Origin of the sequence: Billgrantia tianxiuensis (assembly GCF_009834345.1) — a bacterium.
GTDB classification, from domain to species: Bacteria; Pseudomonadota; Gammaproteobacteria; order Pseudomonadales; family Halomonadaceae; genus Halomonas; species Halomonas tianxiuensis.
Window position 1 is genome coordinate 981308 of record NZ_CP035042.1, and the last position, 16790, is coordinate 998097.

Annotated in this window: 18 protein-coding genes and 1 pseudogene; 10 read left to right on the top strand and 9 right to left on the bottom strand. The window is 62.3% G+C overall.

Features of this window, described 5'->3' with window-relative positions:
* Positions 1 to 158 precede the first annotated feature (158 nt).
* The 3 genes from EKK97_RS04620 to EKK97_RS04630 are packed head-to-tail and all read left to right on the top strand — an operon-like array spanning position 159 to position 3671.
* Positions 159 to 1892, top strand: a complete 1734-nt coding sequence (locus EKK97_RS04620; protein WP_159549644.1) for a hypothetical protein — start codon at positions 159 to 161, stop codon at positions 1890 to 1892.
* Position 1893: 1 nt separating this feature from the next.
* Positions 1894 to 2343, top strand: coding sequence for a toxin-antitoxin system YwqK family antitoxin (locus tag EKK97_RS04625; RefSeq protein ID WP_159549647.1), 450 nt, complete (start codon positions 1894 to 1896; stop codon positions 2341 to 2343).
* A complete protein-coding gene (locus EKK97_RS04630; protein WP_159549649.1) occupies positions 2337 to 3671 on the top strand; it encodes a hypothetical protein in 1335 nt (444 codons plus the stop codon). Before EKK97_RS04625 ends, EKK97_RS04630 begins: the two co-directional genes overlap by 7 nt.
* Positions 3672 to 3959: 288 nt before the next feature.
* Here the strand turns inward: EKK97_RS04630 and EKK97_RS04635 are convergent, their stop codons facing one another.
* Positions 3960 to 4397 (bottom strand): VOC family protein, encoded by a 438-nt coding sequence (locus tag EKK97_RS04635; RefSeq protein ID WP_159549652.1) that lies wholly within the window; start codon positions 4395 to 4397, stop codon positions 3960 to 3962.
* A 49-nt stretch (positions 4398 to 4446) separates the two neighbouring features.
* Entirely contained in the window at positions 4447 to 5430 is a 984-nt protein-coding gene (locus EKK97_RS04640) for a helix-turn-helix transcriptional regulator (protein ID WP_159549655.1), read from the bottom strand.
* 113 nt (positions 5431 to 5543) lie between these two features.
* Between EKK97_RS04640 and EKK97_RS04645 the strand changes: the two genes are divergently transcribed.
* From EKK97_RS04645 to EKK97_RS04655, 3 genes are all read left to right on the top strand, one after another.
* A complete protein-coding gene (locus tag EKK97_RS04645; RefSeq protein WP_159549657.1) occupies positions 5544 to 6287 on the top strand; it encodes a glutathione S-transferase family protein in 744 nt (247 codons plus the stop codon).
* An 87-nt stretch (positions 6288 to 6374) separates the two neighbouring features.
* On the top strand, positions 6375 to 6833 hold the full coding sequence (locus EKK97_RS04650; protein ID WP_159549659.1) for a cupin domain-containing protein: 459 nt from the start codon (positions 6375 to 6377) through the stop codon (positions 6831 to 6833).
* A 562-nt stretch (positions 6834 to 7395) separates the two neighbouring features.
* Positions 7396 to 8268 carry a DMT family transporter gene (locus EKK97_RS04655; RefSeq protein WP_159549661.1) on the top strand — a complete coding sequence of 291 codons (873 nt, stop codon included), beginning with the start codon at positions 7396 to 7398 and terminating at the stop codon, positions 8266 to 8268.
* Between the two features lie 21 nt (positions 8269 to 8289).
* On the opposite strand, the gene EKK97_RS04660 is transcribed toward EKK97_RS04655, so the two are convergent.
* The 3 genes from EKK97_RS04660 to EKK97_RS04670 form a co-directional block, all read right to left on the bottom strand.
* The gene (locus tag EKK97_RS04660; protein ID WP_159549663.1) at positions 8290 to 8640 is read right to left on the bottom strand and encodes an antibiotic biosynthesis monooxygenase family protein; all 351 of its coding nucleotides are present in this window, start codon (positions 8638 to 8640) and stop codon (positions 8290 to 8292) included.
* A gap of 53 nt (positions 8641 to 8693) precedes the next feature.
* A complete protein-coding gene (locus tag EKK97_RS04665; protein ID WP_159549665.1) occupies positions 8694 to 9110 on the bottom strand; it encodes a VOC family protein in 417 nt (138 codons plus the stop codon).
* Between the two features lie 174 nt (positions 9111 to 9284).
* Positions 9285 to 10055: an SDR family oxidoreductase gene (locus EKK97_RS04670; RefSeq protein WP_159549667.1), complete on the bottom strand. Its 771-nt coding sequence runs from the start codon at positions 10053 to 10055 to the stop codon at positions 9285 to 9287.
* Between the two features lie 252 nt (positions 10056 to 10307).
* On the opposite strand from EKK97_RS04670, the gene ada reads away from it, so the two are divergent.
* Positions 10308 to 11417, top strand: a complete 1110-nt coding sequence (ada, locus tag EKK97_RS04675) for a bifunctional DNA-binding transcriptional regulator/O6-methylguanine-DNA methyltransferase Ada (protein WP_159549669.1) — start codon at positions 10308 to 10310, stop codon at positions 11415 to 11417.
* A gap of 114 nt (positions 11418 to 11531) precedes the next feature.
* Here ada and EKK97_RS04680 read toward each other — a convergent pair whose 3' ends face one another.
* On the bottom strand, positions 11532 to 12080 hold the full coding sequence (locus EKK97_RS04680; RefSeq protein WP_159549671.1) for an Lrp/AsnC family transcriptional regulator: 549 nt from the start codon (positions 12078 to 12080) through the stop codon (positions 11532 to 11534).
* Positions 12081 to 12147: 67 nt separating this feature from the next.
* Between EKK97_RS04680 and EKK97_RS04685 the strand changes: the two genes are divergently transcribed.
* Together EKK97_RS04685 and EKK97_RS04690 are read left to right on the top strand one after the other, a co-directional pair.
* Entirely contained in the window at positions 12148 to 13302 is a 1155-nt protein-coding gene (locus EKK97_RS04685) for an MFS transporter (protein ID WP_234286608.1), read from the top strand.
* Between the two features lie 29 nt (positions 13303 to 13331).
* Positions 13332 to 13727 carry a VOC family protein gene (locus EKK97_RS04690; protein ID WP_159549677.1) on the top strand — a complete coding sequence of 132 codons (396 nt, stop codon included), beginning with the start codon at positions 13332 to 13334 and terminating at the stop codon, positions 13725 to 13727.
* A 96-nt stretch (positions 13728 to 13823) separates the two neighbouring features.
* Here EKK97_RS04690 and EKK97_RS26045 read toward each other — a convergent pair whose 3' ends face one another.
* Both EKK97_RS26045 and EKK97_RS04695 read right to left on the bottom strand, forming a co-directional pair.
* Entirely contained in the window at positions 13824 to 14021 is a 198-nt protein-coding gene (locus EKK97_RS26045; RefSeq protein WP_422673261.1) for a helix-turn-helix domain-containing protein, read from the bottom strand.
* 56 nt (positions 14022 to 14077) lie between these two features.
* Positions 14078 to 14920 (bottom strand): annotated as a pseudogene (locus tag EKK97_RS04695) (hypothetical protein); the annotation flags it as partial.
* On the opposite strand from EKK97_RS04695, the gene EKK97_RS04700 reads away from it, so the two are divergent.
* Positions 14919 to 15848, top strand: coding sequence for a DMT family transporter (locus EKK97_RS04700; RefSeq protein WP_159549680.1), 930 nt, complete (start codon positions 14919 to 14921; stop codon positions 15846 to 15848). The pseudogene EKK97_RS04695 and the gene EKK97_RS04700 overlap by 2 nt on opposite strands.
* A gap of 51 nt (positions 15849 to 15899) precedes the next feature.
* Here EKK97_RS04700 and EKK97_RS04705 read toward each other — a convergent pair whose 3' ends face one another.
* Positions 15900 to 16691, bottom strand: coding sequence for a helix-turn-helix transcriptional regulator (locus EKK97_RS04705; protein ID WP_159549683.1), 792 nt, complete (start codon positions 16689 to 16691; stop codon positions 15900 to 15902).
* Between the last annotated feature and the right edge of the window lie 99 nt (positions 16692 to 16790).

Genomic DNA, 16790 nt, shown 5'->3' on the forward strand with positions numbered 1-16790 from the left:
AAAGCCCACCAACAATCCAATGAATGTGTTGCACTCAGAGTCTGCTACTGCCCCATCCAGCAGCGGCTTAGAGGCTCCAAGGTGCCGCGTTGACTTGTGGCAACAAAGCCGACCTTGTATCCTGCCAGCGCGGCAAGTCAGCCAAGGAAAGTTCCAGCATGCAGGGTGCGCGCAACACCGCAAAAGAGCCTCGCACAACCACTCGCACCCGTTTAGCGAACATTCGCACCCGCGTGGCGAACGCGTTCAGGCAAACCGTAACAAGGCTGTGTGCCGAGATTCGCACACCGCGCTTCATTGGCGCCTCGGTAGTCGCACTGGTCTGGCTGGTCGTCTTGTGTGGTTTCGGTCTGGCCGTCGGCAGCGGGCGCCAAAACACCTTAGCTGACCAGGACTTTGAGCCCTTTCAACTGCCCACAGCGCAGGACGCTCAGGTGATTCTGCCCACCGAGCTTGGCGGTACGCTGGAGCCTGCCGCCGGCTTTGAAGGCTACCCATACACGCGCAGTGAGGGGCGCCATTGGTTCAATCTGTTCTTGCCAGCCAACCACGTGCCCGGACTGACCGTGGATGCTCCTGTCGGCTTGGAAAACATTCGCCTGCTGGCGCAGGATGGCAGCCTGCTGTGCGCTCCCGAAGTAGAGTTGAAGTTATCCGCAGATCCCAGCAGCATAGGCATCAAGGCCGACCTTGACCTGTCACAGCAGAGCACCAACTACTGGAGGCCCTCGGTTGCAGGGTATCGGCTGAAGGTGCGATGGGATCGGCGCTTCCAGGGCTGTCCCTACGAGCAGCCGGCGTCGGTTCTGGCTGACGTCGCACAGCGGCAGACGACAGCAACGGAGCCGCACCAGCTGGAGCTCACCGCCGCGCCGAGCAAACTGCAAGCCGGCAGCAGTTCAATGACCGCCAAACCCGGCGCACTGCCCGGGGAATGGTGGGTCGAGATAGTCAACTCGGGCCAGCAACGCTGGCAGTTTGCGGTTGCCGAGCCTCCGGCGCATCAAGGCTGGAGCATCAAGCCTCGTACTCTACCCAGCCCCGGCCCGATCACTGAAAACTATCAGCTGCGCTTCAACGCTGCAGCGCCTGCAGAACTGCCGATAACGCTGCTGCATACGGAAGAGGAACGCATTGCCGATGTGCGTTTTTCAACTGAGCGGGATCAGCGCACTAGGTCCTCGATACCGCCGACCTGGCACCTGCCCTTGCGGCACACGGACACAGACCTGACCCTGGACTTGCCCATGCACGCCCAGGGTCGCGAGTACCATGAACTCTTTCTCCCCATCGCCATGAGCTACGCCTGCGAACTCCAGGTTGTAGGGGCAGATCTGCCGCTGCAATGGCGTCCGGTAGAGCGCCTGTTTGTCTACTCATCCGCCCGCTATGAAGATTTTGAGGACTATCAGCAACGCCGCCTGTCCGCCGAGCCGTACTCGCGCTATGCCCAGCTGCCTGAGGAGTATCTCGGTCGCGTGCGCTGGGAGCTGCAAAGCACGGATGGCGAGCAGCGCTTCTTTCACGACCTTGAGGTGACGAGCGAGTTGCGTTGTCCTGCCGGGGTAACCTGGCAGCCCTTGACCTACCAGCAGAGTGAATTGCCATGGTTGGTGCCGCTGGAGGCAATGCCCGAGCCCAGCGTGGATCTGGCCCAACCCGCGCGCGAGTTCTTTGGTCGATTTCGCTTTCTCGATGCCAATGGCGAGGCACTGATGCCCATGGCGCGAGCCGCAGACCTGACAGACCCTGCCCTAGAGTCCTTCGTGTTCCCCGAGGGCCAGCTCAAGTTTCATGGCGAAGTGGCGCGTATAGAACAGTTGCAGATAGATGACTCCACGGCGCACTCGCAACGCTGGACCTACCGTTTCATGTCCTTGGAGGCCTACTGACATGCGGCGTATTGCACTGGCACTGCTGTTTGTAGTCCCAACCTGGACAATGGCGGGCATCGCCCCCTCACTGCTGGAAGAACTGGGGCCTCCGCTATTGGATACGGATGGCTGCGCACTGAGCGAGGAAGAAGTTCACAAGGAGCGCAATGAAGCGGGCGATCTGATCGAATGCGGCCAGTACCTCGATGGCTCCAGAGAGGGTTATTGGGTACTCAGGGACGACACCGACTCACGCTGGCAGGGCTGGTTTCACAAGGGCCAAGAGCAGGGAACCTGGCTGGTCACATCGCCCTCCGGACAGCTACTGGGCGTAGTGCGTTTTGACAACAACGGCCAGCGCCACGGTGTCTCTTATGAGCTGGGACCCGATGGCCGCCTGATCCGGCATCACGTGCATGCACATGGCAGCGCACTGAGCAGTTGTGGCCTGTGGGTAGGACAATGTTAGCGCTGTTGGCTGCACCCGATTCGGTGCTGTGGGTATCGCTCGCCCTGTTGGCTGCGGGCTATGTTTGCTGGTTGCTGGGACGTTACTGCTCGTGGGGTGCAATCTCCATGGCAGCAGCTCTGGCCTGCGGCGTACTGGCTATTCTTGCCAGCAGCCACTATCTGCTGTTCATATGGGCTCCAGAGCTAAGCGCGGGCCTGCCCGGGTTGCTCCTAGGGTTACCGCTGGTCTATGGGGCGAGCCTGGGATTATTGACGCTCCAAGGTAAACGCTCTCGTCTGAGGGCCTCGCTGGTACTGGCGAGTGTTTGCGCCACGCTGATGCTATGGGATGGGCAACGCCTGTGGCCTGCGATTTATTTTGACCTCAAGGGCACCGTGCTGGGCTATCCACCACTGGTACTGCATACCTCCGAAGACCTTGGTGAGTACGTGCCACCGGCCGGAACCCGGCTCATCTTCAAGCCGACCGGAAACGAACTCTCTTGCGGCCTGTTTGCGAACTCCGAGCCATCGAGGCCAGCGTTATCCTACAGGGCCTCCTGCCGGGATTATTACTGGGGCCAAGCCATGGCTTCCCTTGATTACTCTGCCTACATGGATCTACCCAGGCTGTATGCATTGGAGAAGCTGTGGGAAGAAAAGTCCCCTGGGCGACTGTCGTCGGGGTTGTTTCATAGCAGCTTGGATGAGCTGACAATTACCGACCTCCAGCGTCTCTGCCCGCAAAGCGACGACTGCCTCGCCAGCAAGCAAATGATCACCTCGTTACTGGGCGTGCAGAGCTGGGAAACGCTCACGGAAGACGAGCCAACGGCCACTGCGTCTTTGCCGCTGTCGCTTAGAACGCTCGATTACATCGATCTGAAAGAGCTGCTGCGCACGCTGGACGCGGACGTCCGCGTCCAGCTGGGAAGACGCGTGGCCGGGATAGTTGCGGTCTACGCCGATGCTCAGGCACGCAGTCTCGCGTTGCGGGACATGACACCGGATTACCCCCGGCCAGAGTACCGGTCATGGTCACGGAGCAACAGTGCAGGCCAATGGCCTGCTTTGAGAGATATCGCGGATGAGCTCGCCATAGACATACCGAACATCGGCACCCTGAGTCGCTTGCAGAGGGCCGTGCTCATCGCTGTCGAATCACGGTCTGACGGAGGTGTGCGGTTGCTCTACCACACTGCCGTAGGGCTGCAATCCACGGCCGCTTTGCTGGCTTTCATCGCACCATTGGCATGGCTGGTCATTGTCATATTCATGCTGCTGCGACGTAGCCCAAGACCAGTGCGCCAGCGCATTGGCGACGAGCTGGCCGGTAGCGTTTCTTGACTGGCACGGTGAGGCGGAATCGGAGAGGGCGCGAGCTTCAGCCGTGGCATGACTTTTCTCAGGTTCAGGGGCTTCTCCTCGCGAGTGTGGCGTGTTTCGGCCACTTTCCCGCTCGGATCGAGAGGCACACTCCGTTTATTGCCGTCAAAGGCGCGCGCTGGCGAGGAGATCAAGGGCCGCCGAGTAACCGCGCATCTGGTGCACCGGGAAGGAAGCTGCCCGACGGTAAAGGCCGGTAGCATGATTGGCCTTGATCACCGGGCGGCTGAGAGAGGAAATGGTACTGCGCTAGGCGGCGGCCTGCTCTTCCTTTTCGTAGTTGATCATCCAGGCAACGCCGAACCGATCCACCAGCATGCCGAAGCGATGCGCCCAGAAGGTTTCCTCTAGCGGCATCTGCACGGTGCCGTTGTCGGCCAGCGCATTGAATAGGCGTTCGGCCTCTTCTATCGAGTCGACGCCGATCGCAATGCTCGCACCCTTGATGCCTTCGTAGGGCGCAGGGCTGCAGGGGGAGTTGTCCGACGCCATCAGCAACTGGTCGCCAATACGCAGTCGTGCATGCATGACAAGATTGCTGGCTTCTTCGGGTATCTCCATGCCTTCGCTGGCGGGCATTTCGGCGTAGGTAGCCATAGCCTCGAGCTTGGCGTCGAAGCAGCGCTGGTAGAACTCGAAGGCTTCGCGACAGTTGTCGTTGAAGATCAGGTAGGTGGAAAGCTGCATGGTGGGTCTCCCAGAAGAGTTATTGGTTGGTGATACCCCCTTCGTCGATTCAACGTAGATGATTTCGACACGCACCGATCAGTTTTCTTTCTGCCAGACGCTGGAGGCGAGCGGCCTGCTGGGCAAGAGCGTCGCAAAGCTCCGGTGGGGCGAGGATTTCGAAGCCGTAGGGCTGATGGGCGAGCTGGCGAGCGAACCAGCTCAGGCTGTCGGTACGGGCATGCAGCATCACCCCGCTTCCGTCGGGGGTGAACACGCCGATATTGCGCCCCAGCTCTTCAACGGCATGGGTAAGGTCGGTATGCAAGCGCACGCTGACGGCAATGGCGCGAGGCAGGCTGGCAATGCTGCGGGCCAGATGCTCGGCCGGGTCGAAGTCGGCCGGCCTGTCGAAGCTGGCCTCGAGCGGTGTGGCCTCAATGATGCGATCGAGACGGAAGCTGCGCAGGTCGCGACGCAGATGACACCAGCCGCTGACGTACCAGCGCCCGCCGCGGAAGACCAAGCCGTAGGGGTTGAGCACGCGCCGGGTGGCTTGGTTGCGGTCGTCCCGGTAGTCGAGCCGGACCCGCTGACGTGCCTGGGTGGCGGTGGCGAACAATAGCAGGAGGCGCTCGTCGCCCGGCGCTCTGGCTGCAGGCAATTCCAGCCGGGCGCTCTCGCTCAGTGCCTGTGCTTGCTGTTTCAGCCTGGCGGGCATGACCCGTTCTAGCTTGGCCCGCGCGGTATCCAGCGCCGGGGCCGTTTCGGCGATTCCCAGCCCTTGGGCGGCGAGCAGCCCCAACGAGACGGCCAGCGCCTCTTCGCTGGTCAGCATCAGCGGTGGCAGCTTGAAGCCCGGCATCAGGCGGTAGCCACCATGCCGTCCCCGCTCGGTGGTGACGGGAATACCGAGCTCTTCCAGCGCCTGGATGTAGCGCCGCAGCGTACGGCGGTCGACCCCCAGCCGTTCGGCCAGCTCCCGGCCGCTCATGTGGCGGTGGGCCTGCAGCAGTTCGAGCAGTGTCAGCACGCGAACGGTGGGATTGGCCACGCTGAAGGTTCCTGTTTTAAATAGGACATGATTCGCCCTATTTAGCCATTACCTTGCTGACAAGGCCAGGCGCAGAGGGCGCTGGCTTTGTTCACTCAGCAAGGAGCAAGACAATGGAACCCGTTCTTTTCTATGGCGTACCGCAAGGTTGTTCGTTCGGCTCTATCGTGGCGCTCGAGTGGCTGGGCAAGCCCTATCGGCTGTGCCGCATGGAAATGATGGAGCAGCCGTGGGATGCACGCTTTGCCAAGGTCAATCCGCGCTTCAAAACCCCGGCGCTGCTCACCGAAGACGATGAAACGCTGAGCGAAAGCCTGGCCATTCTGCTGCATGCGGCATCGCGCAACCCCGAGCACCCGCTTGGCGTTCGCCACGGCAGCGCGGAAGCCGATCGGCTGCACCAGATGCTGTCCTATCTGGTCTCGGATTTCTTCGCCGCCTTCAATCCGCTGTGGGTGCTGTATGACGGTGCCGCTGGCATTGGTCCGCTGGCCGACAAAGGCGTCGACGCCAGTCATCAGGAACTGCTGCTGACGGTCGCCCGCACCGACATCGCCGAGCAGTGCGCCTATCTCGATGGCCTGCTCGCCGATCGGCAATGGCTGCTGGGCGAGCGCAGCGTTGCCGATGCCTACCTCGCCGGTGTCGGCCGCTGGGTGGCGTACCACAACCGCAACTACGGTCTGTTTGAGCTGGAAGGTGCGTATCAGAATTTGGCGGGCTACCTGCGCCGGCTGGACGACGACCCGGCAGTGCAGTTCGCCCGCGCCATCGAGCGCGGCGAGCAGCCGGTGGGGCAGGGCCACTTCAAGGGGCACGTGAGCCTGCGTGAATTGGAGTCGCGACTGGTTGCCTAGGCAAGCACAAGCTGAGAAAGCCAAGCGCCGCCGGGCACGCTAAGATCAGGCGAAGCCTCGGCGGCGCTCGACTCGAAGGAGAACGACATGTACCTATCGGCGCAGGATATCGAAGCTCTTGAGGGCATAAGGAAGGTGCACTTCCTCAATGCCCAGGCCGTGCGCATCAACAAGTCGCTGGGGGACGCCGTGGGGATGACCCAGCTCGGGATTCACCAGATCAGCGTGCCACCCGGCCACTTTTCCACCGAGTTCCACTGCCATCGCTACGAGGAGGAAGCCATCTACGTTCTCTCGGGGCGCGGTGTGGCCACCATCGGCGAGCGCAAGCAGCCGATCGGCCCCGGCGACTTCATCGGTTGTCCCACCAACGGCGTGGCCCATGAGATGTACAACGATGGCGACGAACCGCTGGTATGCCTGGTGGTAGGCCAGCGGCTGGCGCAGGACGTTTCCGACTACCCGCGTCTGGGCAAGCGGCTGTATCGCAACAGCGGCGAATGGAACCTGGTCGATCACGATGCCATCGAGCATGTGCCTCGGTAGCTCGTTGACCTGCTGTATTCGAAGCGTCCTGGTAAGTAAGGGCTTGCCGGGGCGGGGCTCGGCTCGTCTGGGCCAAGATTGATCTTCACGCGATTCGTGCTATGTTCTTCAGGTCTGGCAACCGCAACGAGACTGCTTTGACATGACCTTGCCGATACGCACTTCGTTCTCCACACCAGTGGCCGTCCCGGTCATGGCGGTGGTGCGTGCGGCGTCTCCTCCCCCGTTTCACCTGTCGCTCCGCCGTTTGGCGTTTCGCCGCCAGCGGGGCTCGGCGTGGCCGGCGTTTCTCCGCCGCCCACGCGCGCTCTGGGCTGATTTCCAGCCCGCCAAGCTGCCTCAGCTTTTGGTTTGTCGTTCGGCATCGCTTGCCCGATGCCGGCTGAGGCCTGTGCGTCTCTAAGCTTTGTCCGAAAAGTCGTCGAGCGATGGTCAGACAAGGCAAAAATCGGTGAAAAGACGGAGTTTACGCGGTGTAAATGAGTACTTTGAGCCGAGTTTTAACGCCGTATGACCGAGCGCAGACAGTTTTCAGGCAAAGCGTAGATAGGTGAATTTCATCATGATAATTCCTTCCGTTGCCTGGGCCGCCCATGCGTCCACGGCGCTCTTCGTGCTGCTGTGGGGCAGTGGCGCCATCTTCACCAAGTGGGGGCTGGAACATGCCCCGGCCTTTGCCTTTCTGCTACTGCGCTTTTCTCTGGCGTTGCTGTGTCTCGTGCTCATCGGCATATATCGACGGCGCTGGCTGCCTCAGCCGGGGTCGCGTGCCTATGTCGTTGCCACGGGCGTGTTGATGGTCGGGGCCTACTCGATCTGTTATTTCCTGGCCATGGCGCAGGGCATTACGCCCGGTGTGCTGGCCACCGTGCTGGGGATACAGCCGATCCTCACCCTGATGCTGCTGGAGCGTCGCTTCGCCCCGGCAAGAATGGCGGGGCTCTGCGTGGCGCTGATGGGGTTGGTACTGGTGGTCTATCAGAGTGTGGTGCTGGTGCGCTTTTCCCTGGCGGGCGTGGGCTTCGCTCTGGGGGCGCTGGGCTGCATGACGGTGGGTGCCATCATGCAGAAGCGCATCCGACAAGCGCCCGCCGAGGTGTTGCCGCTACAGTACCTGGCCAGCCTGGTGCTGTGCCTGCCCTTTGCTGCGGTCCAGCCGGTGGCGTTCGAGCCCACCTGGGAATTCCTGATACCACTGCTGTGGCTAGCACTGGTCATCTCGGTGGTAGCGCAGTTGCTGCTCTATCGATTGATCCAGGCCGGCAATCTGGTCAACGTCACCAGCCTGTTCTATCTGGTGCCGGCGGTCACGGCCCTGATGGATTACCTGTTCCTGGGCAATGCGCTGCCCATGCTCAGCCTGGCGGGCATGGCACTCATCCTGCTTGGATTGGCACTGGTATTCCGTCAGCCGGTAACGGCGTCTCGGCAATAGGGTAGACCAGACCGCGGGCGCTCACGGAGTATCGTGGCGCTCGCGACTGTCGGCGGGCGCCTGGTCGCGTTCGTGCATGCCGTAGTCGCGCATCACCGTGGCCACGCGCAGGCGATAGTCGTCGAACACCACTTCGCGGCCCTGTGTCTGGGCTGCGCGGTGGCGCTCGAGCTGGCGCCACTGGGCGACGGCCTGCTCATCGCGCCAGAAGGAGAGTGAGAGGATCTTGCCCGGCTGGGTGAGGCTCTCGAAGCGTTCGATGGAAATGAATCCGTCGATCTCATCGAGCAGCGGACGCAGGCTGGCGGCGATATCGAGGTAGTGGTCGCGGCGGTCGGACTTGGGGATGACTTCGAAGATGACGGCGATCATGGCTGTTCCGTGTTGGCGTTGTCATGCACGCCCGATACTACATCGTGCAGGCTTCAGGTCGCGATCTCATCGTAGCCGCGATTCAGAAACTGCACGAAACAGAAACCGTGACCGAAGGGGTCGGCCATCAACGCCAGCTTGCCCCAGCGATCGGTGACGATGGGCTGCTCCTGGGTAGCGCCGGCGGCGATGGCGCGCTCCACTGCAGCCTCGATATCCTCCACCACCACGTCCAGATGCACCGGCGTCCAGTGGCGTGTGTAATGGCGCTGCGCGCCGGGCACGGGTTCCCCCGCGGCGTAAGCCGGCGATCCGGTGGCCTTGGCCAACAGGTAGATGGGGGCCGGGCCGCCGACCAGCTCGACGCCGTCATCGCCGAACCGGCGGCCGACCTCAAGGCCAAAGGCGTGAACGTAGAAGTCGATACCACGCTCCAGGTCGTCTACGTCCAGGTTGACGAGAAAATCCATGCTCTCTCCTCCCAACGTGCCGGGCCAGTCTGGCAGGCATGAAGGGTTAAGCTCTACCCAGTGAGTAAGTGCTTACCGGGGCGGTGGTTGTGCCTGAATAGGGTAGCAGTGTGTTTGAGGAACTGCTGCGTCGGAAGCGGTACCGCCAAGGCTGGCGGTACCGCTTCATGGCAATCAGGTGCGGTTGATGGAAACGCCACCGTCGGCCAGCATGGCCGTGCCGGTGACGAAGCTGGCGTCGTCGCTAGCCAGATAGAGCGCCGCTCTAGCGATTTCTTCCGGTGTGGCCATACGCTTGAGGGCGTGCAGGTTCTCGACGAAGGCCAGGACTTCCGGCCCGGCGTCGGGGGCGTTGGTGATGCTGGCCGGCGTATCGGTGCCGCCGGGCAATAGCGCATTGACGCGGATGCCGTGGGGTCCCAGTTCCGCAGCCAGGCATTTCATCATACCCAGGATGCCAGCCTTGCTGGCGCCGTAAGCCGCCATGCCGGGCATGCCGACGGTATGACCGACGAAGCTCGAGGTGAACAGCAGGCTGCCACCACCACGCTGCAGCAGGGCCGGAACCTGATATTTGGCGCTCACAAAGGCAGCAGTCAGGTTGGTATGAATAATGTCGTGCCAGTCATGCGGCGACATATCCTGCAACGGTCCCATCGGTCCGACGATGCCGGCATTGTTGAAGGCGATATCGAGTCCTCCGAATCGTTCAAGAGCGGTAGTGACCAGGCGCTGGGCCAAATGCTTGTCGCATACGTCTCCAGCAACGGCAACGGCACTGCCTCCATCGCGTACGATGGCTTCGACCAGGGCGTCGAGTTCGTTCTGACGGCGAGCGCTTACCACCACTTGGGCGCCTTCACTGGCAAAAAGACGCGCTGCAGCATGGCCAATGCCCGAGCTGGCCCCGGTGACGATGGCGATCTTTCCGGCAAGTCGTTTCATAGCGGTATTCTCCATGGCTTTGATAGGGGATCGGCCGCAATCCCATGCTTACCTTGCCGATGCCTGGGTAAGCCCTCACTCCGCTTATTGCCGCCAAAAATCCTGGTGCGCTAACGATGCTATGCTGCGAATGTTGCGAAATGCTGCGAAGCGTCGGGCCTGTTTTTGAAAGCAAGAGACGGAGTGTGCCAGGCGGCTACCGGGCTCATCCTGAACTCAAGGAAAACGCTGAGCCCACCGTGGAGGTCCGTCATGATCGAGACAACCAGCGACTCACTTGCTCCCTTCGATTCCGATGAGGCGAAATGGACGGCGGTGCTGGCCCGCGACACGGCGGCGGATGGCGCTTTCGTCTACGCGGTGCGTACCACCGGCATCTATTGTCGCCCAACCTGCCCGTCGCGCCGGCCACGCCGCGAAAACGCCGAATTCCATGCCGATGCGACGGCGGCGGAGCGAGCCGGCTACCGGCCTTGCCAGCGCTGCCGCCCTCAGGATGTCTCGTTGGCTCAGCACCATGCCGAGAGCGTCGCCCGCGCGTGTCGGCTCATCGAAGCCGCCGAGGATCTGCCTTCTCTCGACGAACTGGCACAGGCCGCGGGGTTGAGCCGCTTCCACTTTCACCGTGTGTTCAAGTCGGTTACTGGACTCACGCCCAGGGCCTACGCCATCGCCCGACGGGCGGAGCGCGTGCGCGAAGAACTCGCCAGTTGCGAAACGGTCACCGAGGCGATGTACGAGGCGGGCTTCAACTCCAGCGGACGCTTCTATGCCGGTACCGATCGCATGCTCGGCATGACGCCCAAGCGTTACCGTTCAGGAGGGAAAGACATGGAGATCCGCTTCGCCCTTGGGGAGTGTTCATTGGGCACCATACTGGTGGCGAGCAGCGAGAAGGGCATATGCGCCATTTCCCTGGGCAGCGATCCGGAGCAGCTGCTTCAGGAGTTCCAGGATCGTTTCGCCAATGCCACTCTCATTCCCGGAGGGAAGGATTTCGATGCCTGGGTGGCCCAAGTGGTGGGTTTCGTCGAAGCGCCTGGTCTCGGGCTTTCGCTGCCGCTGGACATTCGTGGCACTGCCTTTCAGCAACGGGTCTGGCAGGCGCTGACCGAGATTCCCGTGGGCACCACGATCAGCTATGCAGAGTTGGCGGAACGTATCGGTTCTCCCAAGTCGGTGCGTGCCGTGGCCAGGGCCTGCGCCTCCAACCCTGTTGCGCTTGCCATTCCCTGCCATCGGGTCGTACGCAGCGATGGGGCGCTTTCCGGGTATCGCTGGGGCGTGGAGAGAAAACGCACGCTGCTCGAGCGAGAGGCGAAGCGGGCTGATGTCCCAATGCTGGAGAGGGAACCCGAATGAAAGAACCGAGGCGGCCCTGTCGGTGCATTAGGCAGCGGCGGCAGGTGCCGCCGCCCATGGGCGCGACACTCACCCCGTCCTGGACGGACACCGTCGATCGCATTTCCAAGCGCTTTATTCTGTAGCGGTATCGAGAGGGTTCATCGTTTCTTCCAGTGCTTCGGTGATGCCCGCCTGCGGAGTGCGCTCGAGAAAGGTCGAAAGCACTACATAGCTGCGCGTGGCTTTCACGCACGGCAGGGCATAGAGCCGGGCAAGCAACCCCTCCAGCGAGCGACTGCTGGCGCAACGTACCTTGAGCAGCATGCAGGCGTCGCCAGCGACCGAATGGATCTCCTCGACTTCAGGCAGCTCCGAGATCGCCAGCAGTTCCTTGGTCTTGCCCCACCCCGTGGAGTCGACATGCACGAAGGCGAGGAACGGCTTACCCATTTCGGGGCCGTCGAGCATCGCCACGGTGCCGCGGATGCGCCCCGTGGCGCGCAGCCGCTTGACCCGCTCGTGCACGGCCGGTGCCGAAAGCCCGACGCGGCTGCCGAGTTCGGCATAGCTGAGTCCGGCGTCTTGGGCCAGCTCGCCTAATATCTTTCGGTCGAAGGCATCCAGCGGGCGTGCCTCTTGAGCCTTGCCCCGAATGACTTCTGTTTTTTCAGAATTCGGCATTTCCGTGATTGCTCCGAATGGCGTTCCTTTCTTCAATGTTAATGTCGAACCTCATATGGAGCGAGCCGTGATTCCTCGTCGCGTTCTTCTGCTGACTGCTGCCATTGCCGTGATCGGTGCCAACTCGCTGGCGCTGAGCCCCATTGCCGCCACGGTGGCGACATCCTTTCCGGGGCGCAGCGCCGCCGACGTGGTAACGGCCGCGGCCCTCTATGGCCTGGCCACGGCATGCAGTGCGCTGCTGCTGGCTTCGCTGAGCGATCGCATCGGTGCCGAGCGTGCCTTGGTGCGAGCGCTGCTCGGGCTGTCGGCTTCCCTGGGCGTCGCTGCGCTCTCGCCGGCACTGTGGACGCTGGTTGCTGCCCAGGCGCTGGCCGGCCTGGCGGCGGGCGTGGCGTTGCCGGCAATCTATACCCTCACCGCTCAGGTGGCTGAAAAGGGGCGCGAGAGTCAGACCTTGAGCTTCGTGCTGACGGGATGGACGCTGAGTCTGGTGGTCGGGGTTGGCCTGGCGGCGCTATTGGCCGACCTGCTGCACTGGCGTGCCGTCTTCTCTCTATTGGCACTGGCTGCCGTCGGGTTGGCGCTGGGGGTTTCTCGCTGCCACGATTGGGGTGTGAGAACGGTCGGTGAGGCGCCGAGTTCCACTCTCAAGGCCTTGCGTATCCCAGGCATTCACTCGGTATTGCTGAACGTCGCGGCCTACATGACGGCGTTCTACGGCTTGTACACCTATCTTGGCCCGTACCTGGGTGAGGTGCTGCAACTCCCCGCATCCTTCGCGGGGCTGGCCATCGCCGTCTATGGACTGGGCTTTGGCGCCGCCGCGCCGTTGGGTCGGCTGGTCGACCGCTACGGCGCCACTGCTGCCGCTTGTGTGACCTTTGCCGGCCTGATGCTCGTCTACCTGGGCTTGATGGCGGCTGCCGCACTTCCGCCGGTACTGCTGGGGCTCTGTCTTGCCTGGGGCGTGGCCAATCATCTCGGCTTGAACCTGCTAATGCGCCAGCTTGCCGAGATCGACCCGGCGCAGCGGGGTGCCATCATGGGGCTGTATAGCGCCATCACGTATTTGTGCGTGTTTGCCGGCGCGCTGCTCTATCGGCCGATCTTCACTCACTTCGGCTTTGCCGCCTGCGCCTGGGCCTCGGCAATGCTGGTGCTGCCGGCCCTGGGCTGGGCCCTGGGGCAGTGGCGTAGGAAACAGGCGGCATTGGAGTAGCGAAGTCATTGACGGAAAGGAGCTTGAAAATGATTGCCTACACCATGGTCGGAACCAGGAACCTGGAGAGAGCGCTGAAGTTCTACGATCCACTTTTCGCTGAAATGGGTTGGGATGTCTGTTGGAAAGACGATTCCTGCGTTTCCTACGGCAAAGAGACCGACCTCGACTTCCCCAGGTTCATTGTCGGCTATCCCTTCGATGGTCAGGAAGCCGGGGTAGGGAATGGCACCATGACGGCTTTCCAGTTCGCCGAACCGGGGCAGGTCGACAGGCTGTATGAAATTGCCATCAGCAACGGAGGCAGTGACGAAGGCGCTCCGGGCTACCGGCCTCAATATGGCGAAGGCTTTTATGCGGCTTATGTTCGTGACTGCGATGGCAACAAGTTGGCGTTCGTCATCTATCCCAGAGAGGCGGAATGACCCAGTGGCATCCGCGTCGTTGTTCGATCCCTGCATCGTGGGTGTAGCGCCGCCACGCCGCTGAGCCGAACAGGAAGGTTGCCGATTTCCGGGCTGCTACATGTCTGCCGGGGGCTCCGGTAGCAGGGCAGGTGTCGACTCCCTCAATTGTGAGGGAGCGACTCCCTTGGCCTGGCGAAAGCGACTGGCCAGGTGGCTCGAGGAGCTGAAGCCGCAAGCCAGGGCAATCTCGGCCAGCGGTACCGTCGTCTCGTGCAGCAGTGTCTCGGCCCGTGCCAGTCTGCGTTGGAGCACGTACTGGTGGGGGATAGCCCCTGGCTCTGCTTGAACATGCGGGCGAAGTGGTACTCGCTGAGCTGGACTTGGGCGGCCAGCTCGGCGAGGGGCAGCGGCCGGTCCAGATGGGCCTCGATATAGTCGAGTACCTGCCGCAGGCGGTAGGGCGCGAGCCCGCCGCGGGGGCGCGGCAGTGCTCGTTGGCGCTGGCTGTAGGACCTGAGCAGGTGCACGAGTAGCAGGGTGACGGTGCTGTCCAGAGCCAGGCGGTCGGCCCGTTCCTGCCAGTCGAGAGCAAGCAGCCACTGACGATACAGGCTCGCAATCAGCGGGTCATCGGCGAAGGTCTTTTCATCCAGCAGCAGGCCGGAGGCGTCCTTGTCCCAGACCCGCTCCGCCAGCCCCGCCAGGTGCTGGTCGGTGAAGTAGAGGTGGACGAACTCGAGCGGGCCACGGATATCCCAAGTGGATTCGTGCTGGCCGGGCATCAGGCAGAAACGATCGGGGGCGCCGCCGTTGCGCCAACCGGCGGAGGTCTTGCGGTAGGACTCGTAGCCATCGGCCACGTAGAGGCTCAGGGTGTGATGGGCCGGCTTGTCGAGTGCGATGTGATCATTGCAGTTGTACCACTGGGAAAGGCCGATTCCGCCGTCGAGTTGGGCGGCGCGCTTCAATTGGGCATGGTGTTGTCCCAGACGCTCGAAGACATGGTACTGCATGGCCCCTTTCTCCCTCGGCCGCTGACCGCTTGGCTCGATGCTTGGTTCGATAGTAGCTGGCCGCCTGGAGCGGGCCAAGCGAAGACCGGCAGGATCGCGAAAAAGCGCAAGAATCGAATGCCCGGCGCAAGAAGCTGAATGCCGGAGACCGCTGAAAGACGCACACTTGGTCGCTCGAATACCGAGGAGTGCGATCATGAACCTGTTGCTTTATGCGACCACCGTGCTGATCTGGGGCACCACCTGGATCGCCATTGCCCTGCAAGTCGGCGAGGTGGCAGTGATGCTTTCGGTCTTCTATCGCTTCGCCCTGGCTGCCGGCGTCTTGCTGCTGTGGCTATCGGTCAGTGGCCGGCTGCATCGGCTAGGTGTGCGCGATCATCTGTTCTGTGCTTTGCAGGGCCTGTGTGTGTTCTGCCTCAACTTTTATTTCTTCTATACCGCCTCCGCCTATATCACCAGTGGTCTGATTGCGGTGGTGTTCTCCATGGCGGTACTGTTCAACGCCGTCAATGGCGTGCTCTTCTTCCGCCAAACCATCACGCCGCGACTGCTGCTGGCGACCGCTTTGGGCCTGGCTGGGATGGTCAGCCTATTCTGGCCGGATATCTACCGTGGTGGGCTGGATGCCAGCGTGCTGTTCGGCTTGGGCTGCGCGCTGGTGGGAACCTATGGTTTCTCCCTTGGCAATATGCTCAGTTTGCGCCATCAGCGGCGAGGCCTGGACCTGCTCTCCACCAACGCCTACGCCATGGGCTACGGCGCCCTGATCATGCTGGCGCTGGTCGTGGTCAGCGGTACGCCCTTCGTGATGGACACCTCGCCTACCTATGTGGGCGCCTTGCTCTATCTGGCCATCTTTGGCTCGGTGATCGGCTTCGGTGTCTATTTCGCCTTGGTGGGCCGGATCGGCCCCGGTCCGGCGGCCTACGCGACCCTGCTGTTTCCCCTGGTGGCCCTGGGTATCTCCACTCTGGTGGAAGGCTATCAGTGGACGCCGCATGCCTTGGTAGGTTTGATAACGATCCTGATCGGCAATGGCGTAATGTTCTACAAGCCGCGCTTCAAGCCGGTGGCGAAAGAGACGAAAGTGGCGGCAGCGATGAGCCACTCCAGCGACGTGTAAGAGCCGGCTCGGCTCTGGAAGGTGGGGTAGGAAGTACTTCCCGGTGCCCGGTCAGTCGGAGGGGAAATAAACCACCATCCTGAGGTGCCGGTGCTCGTCCACCAGCAGTGTGGTGTGTTGATACTCCCTCTGATTCGAGTCGGCGTCGAGAAGCGTGCCGATGCCGTAGCGATAGGCTTCATGATTGGGCTGCTCCCACCAGCGGCGAAAATCCGGCGACAGCTTGGTGAGTGCTTCTGTCAGTTCCTGTATGGCGGGGTCTTCGGGGGCGGCGGCCGAGTCGCAGCGGAACTGGGCCAGCAGGCGGGAGGCGTCCTGGCGCCAGTCGGGGAGGCGCCTGCGCAGCGCCGGGTCGGCGAACAGCAGGCGCATCATGTTGCGTTCGCCGGGCTCCCTGTCACTGAAGCCGAGCAGGACATCGGCGGCGGCGTTCCAGGCGATGACGTCCCAGCGCAGGTTCATCACGTAGGCGGGCCTTGGCATGTCGTCCATCAGCCTCTGCACCAGGGGCGGAATTTCCTGCCACTGGTAGGCCTCAACCGGCGGTGGGCGGCGATGGGCAAGCAGGAACAGGTGGCAGCATTCGGCGTCGTCGAGCTTGAGGGCCTTGGAGACTCGCAGCACGAAGCTCTCCGAGACGTTGATATCGCGCCCCTGCTCGAACCAGGTGTACCAGGTCAGTCCTACCCCGGCGAGGGTGGCCACCTCTTCGCGCCGCAGCCCGGGGGTGCGCCGGCGGCCGGTGGACGGCAGGCCGACGTCGGCTGGCGTCAGCTTGCTGCGATGATGGATCAGGAAGTCGGTGAGTTCGCTGCGGGTTCTGTCGAGGCTGCGCCCGGCCATGGCAGTGCTCCAGGGAATTACCTGCAGTAATAGGATAACTGGCTATATTGTAACACTATCAAGATGCGCCAAGACTACCATGCCAACCCTATGGAAAGG